We start from the raw sequence: 3562 nt of genomic DNA, 5'->3' as shown, positions 1-3562 counted from the left end.
GCCGGAACGGCCCGGGCCGATCACGACCACCGCCCAACCGCTCCGCGACGTGCGTGTTCACCAGACCATCGGCGCACAGCAGCACGATCCTCGGCTGCGACGCCAACGCCTGCGACGACTTGCTCCGCCGCGCCCACCGGGTCAGACACGCACGCTCGCCATCAGTCAGCTCCACCACAGCACGCGGACGACCTGCCATCCCGACAGACTGCTATCTGCGGCCGAATTAACGACTCAGGACACTGGCGCCGCCACGATCAAAAGTCGACAATGGTCAATTGTCGGTTCGGTGGCAGTGTTGGACGTACCCGGGAGACAACCGGCTCTGACGATATTGGACGGGGATGCAGGCAGATTTGGATCCAAGGCGCGTAGGCAGCGTCGCAGAGCTCGTCGAGCTCATGCAAACGCTCAAGAAGCGTTCCGGGCTGACGTTTCGGCAACTGGAGGAACGGGCGGCCAGCCACGGTGACGTACTCGCGCGCAGTACGCTCGCCGACGTTCTACGTCGCGGAACGCTTCCCCGACCCGAGGTAGTCGCTGCCTTCGTCCGTGCGTGCGGAGTTGAGCAGGGTCCATGGCTGGCAGCCAGGAACCGGGTCGCCGAAGACCTGCGAACCGGAGACGCGGCCACAGGTCAGGCACAGCCCGAACCCGGGACGGCCGAAACAGCAGTGCCGGCGGGGACCACGATCAAAGGGGTACCGCACGCATCGGCACCGTTGCCGCGAAGGGGTGTCCGGCACCGAACCGTTCCGTGGATCATCGCCGTGGCCGGTGTCCTACTGCTGGTTCTGGGCGTCTGGCACTTCGTGCCGCGCCAAGCCGAGGAACTCGCGACCGGGTCGCCGCCCCGAGACGAGAACGCGCAGACGTCCATCGGTCAACCGCCGGCGGACGGCATCTACCTGATCCGCACCGCCGGTTCACCGCACATGTGTCTGACCGAGGGACGCGACCGCCAGGGGCGCTATCCGCACGCCATCGCGGCACGAGTCCCGTGTGCAAACGCCATCCCACAGACGAGTCTGAAAGCCACGGGTAACGGACTCTTCTTCATCCGCTGGCGGCACCCAGACGGCGGGATCGGCTGTCTCACGGTCCTCCACGCGGGCCCGGTACGGGACATGCTGGAACCCCGGGAAGCCTGCAGCGACGAAAACCCATCACAGCACTTCCGGTTCGAGCCGGTCGCGGACGCCATACCCCCCACGTATCGCCTGCGATCCGCTGGCAGCGGGCTGTGCCTCGGTCTGCTCGACCCGACTGGAGGGAATGCCGCGGCGGAGGTCGTCCAGGAGCCCTGTGACCAGCAGGTTGATCAGCGCTTCCTCATCGACTTCATCGAGTGATGGTCCCGAGGTTCATCGGAGCCCCATTGGTTGGCACGTTAGGCGACAGAGCCGAGCCCTTTTATCAACGGCCTCTTGTTCGTGGCTCTGGCACGAAGTTGGGATGCTGTTGGTGATCTTGGTTGTGTGATCGGTTTGGGGTGCGTCGCTGCCGGAGGTGAGGGCACCTCGATGCTGGGATTGTGGGATGTCGATGGGTCGCGGTATGGGTTCGGTTGTGCCGGTGGAGACGGTTCGGGTGGCGTGGGCGGCGAACCCGAAGGGCACGCCTGCGATGTTGATGCGGGATCGGTTGCGGGACCTGTTCGTCGACGACGACTTCGTCGACTGGTTTCCGGTCGATGGTCGTCGTGGGGTGTCACCGGCGCGGTTGGCGTTGGTGTCGGTGTTGCAGTACGCGGAGAACCTGTCTGATCGGCAGGCTGCGCGGGCGGTGGCGTGTCGCATCGACTGGAAGTACGCGTTGGGGATGGAGTTGACCGAGCCCGGGTTCGATCATTCGGTGCTCAGTGAGTTCCGGGATCGTTTGGCCGAGGGCGACCGGGCTGACCGGCTGCTCGCGGTGATGGTCGATCGGCTTGCGGAGGCGGGGCTGGTGCGGGCGCGGGGCCGGCAGCGTACGGATTCCACGCATGTCCTCGCGGCGGTTCGCCGGCTCAGCCGGGTGGAGTTGGTCGCGGAGGCGTTGCGCGCCGCGTTGGAGGCCCTGGCGAAGCTCGACGAGGTGTGGCTGGCCGGTGTCATGCCGTCGGAGTGGGCGCAGCGGTATGGCCGGTCGGTCCGTCACGAGCGGCAGCCGACGGGAACGGTCGCGGTGCGTCAGTACGTGGAACAGGTCGGTGCTGACGGCATCGCCCTGCTGCGGGCCGTCTACGGCCGGATGGCCCCCGCGGGCGGGCCGGGGGTGGCCGCTGTCGAGGTGCTGCGTCAGGTCTGGGTCCAGCAGTACTGGTACGACGAGTCAGGACAGTTGCGGTGGCGCGAGGCGAAGATGTCCCGAGCCCGTAAGAGCCGGGAAGGCACGACACGGCGACGCTCCAGCACCATGGCGGCCGATGGTGAGGCGGAGCCTGCGCGAGTGCCGTGGTCGAGTGCGGAGGTCGTGTCGCCATACGATCCGCAGGCCCGGTTCAGCCACAAGCCGGGCAAGGTCGAATGGGTCGGCTACAAGGACCATCAGACGGAGACCTGTGACCAGGAGCGACCGAATCTCATCGTGCACGTGGTGACAACACCGGCTCCGGAACAGGACGTCGGCGTCGTCGATGCGATCCACTCCGCGCTGGTCGGACAACGCCTGGCGCCGGCGGAGCACCTCCTGGACAGCGGCTACGTCACGCCCGAGACCGTGCACCGGGCATCGACGGCTCACGGGATAACGATCGTCGGGCCGGTCCGTCAGGACCACCGTGCCGTCGAACGGCCCGGCTTCGCCAAGGAAGACTTCCACGTCGACTGGCGAGCCGAAACCGTGACCTGTCCACAAGGCACTATCAGTCCGCAATGGAAGCCGACGGTGGCAGACGGCAAGCCCCGACTGTCGGTGCTGTTCCGGCGCGGAGACTGCCGCGCGTGCACGGTCCGGCAGCAGTGCACCGGCAACGTTGATGGCAAAGGCAGGCATCTGCTACTGCTGCCCGAGCCGCTGCAGAAAATCCAGACCCGGTCCCGAACGCAACAACAGACTCCCGAGTGGAAACGGCGCTAACGCCCTGCGCGCCGGATGCGAGGCCACCGTCTCAGAAACCGTCCGCGCTCACGGCCTACGCCACTGTCGGTACCGCGGGCTCGCGAAGACCCACGTCCAGCACATCCTCACCGCCGCCGGCACCAACATCGTCCGACTCGCCCAACACCGGCCCGACCAACATCGACGACCACGAAGCCGACTGCAAGAACTCTTCCACACCGGCTGACCGCCATACATTAAGATCACCAACGGCATCCGAAAATTGGGCCAGAACCCGAAAAGTGACCCCCTAGCGGACGCGGGGGTTCTAGAGCTTGTCGCAACACTCCTTGATCATTTTGGGGTGTTGATGGGCAGACGGGGTCCGTCGCGTTGGGCATCGGCAAGATCGAGGCATGCTTGAGCAGTGAGGTCATCGATCAGACCTGATACGGGGCTGCCTGTGAGATCGGCGTTCGCCGGGTTCCGGTTCCCACCGGAGGTGATCGTGGTCGCGGTCCGCTGGTACCTGCGGTTCAAC

4 protein-coding genes and 1 pseudogene are annotated in these 3562 nt (G+C 66.1%); 4 read left to right on the top strand and 1 reads right to left on the bottom strand.

Translation table 11 applies throughout. The features are described 5' to 3' along the window. Positions 1 to 344 precede the first annotated feature (344 nt). From AB0I42_RS37130 to AB0I42_RS37115, 4 genes and pseudogenes are all read left to right on the top strand, one after another. Positions 345 to 560, top strand: a pseudogene (locus tag AB0I42_RS37130) (helix-turn-helix domain-containing protein); the annotation flags it as partial. Between the two features lie 210 nt (positions 561 to 770). Further along, positions 771 to 1352 carry an RICIN domain-containing protein gene (locus AB0I42_RS37125; RefSeq protein ID WP_357544462.1) on the top strand — a complete coding sequence of 194 codons (582 nt, stop codon included), beginning with the start codon at positions 771 to 773 and terminating at the stop codon, positions 1350 to 1352. A gap of 223 nt (positions 1353 to 1575) precedes the next feature. Beyond that, the gene (locus AB0I42_RS37120; protein WP_357544460.1) at positions 1576 to 3060 is read left to right on the top strand and encodes a transposase; all 1485 of its coding nucleotides are present in this window, start codon (positions 1576 to 1578) and stop codon (positions 3058 to 3060) included. Next, positions 2960 to 3268, top strand: coding sequence for a transposase (locus AB0I42_RS37115; protein ID WP_357544459.1), 309 nt, complete (start codon positions 2960 to 2962; stop codon positions 3266 to 3268). The genes AB0I42_RS37120 and AB0I42_RS37115 overlap by 101 nt, the downstream gene beginning before the upstream one ends. Before the next feature lie 107 nt (positions 3269 to 3375). On the opposite strand, the gene AB0I42_RS37110 is transcribed toward AB0I42_RS37115, so the two are convergent. Next, positions 3376 to 3562, bottom strand: a 187-nt coding sequence (locus AB0I42_RS37110; protein WP_357544461.1) for a hypothetical protein, incomplete at its 5' end; no start/stop codon positions are given.

Origin of the sequence: Polymorphospora sp. NPDC050346 (genome assembly GCF_040655695.1) — a bacterium.
GTDB classification, from domain to species: Bacteria; Actinomycetota; Actinomycetes; order Mycobacteriales; family Micromonosporaceae; genus Polymorphospora; species Polymorphospora lycopeni.
This window is presented reverse-complemented; position numbering and strand designations above follow the sequence as displayed.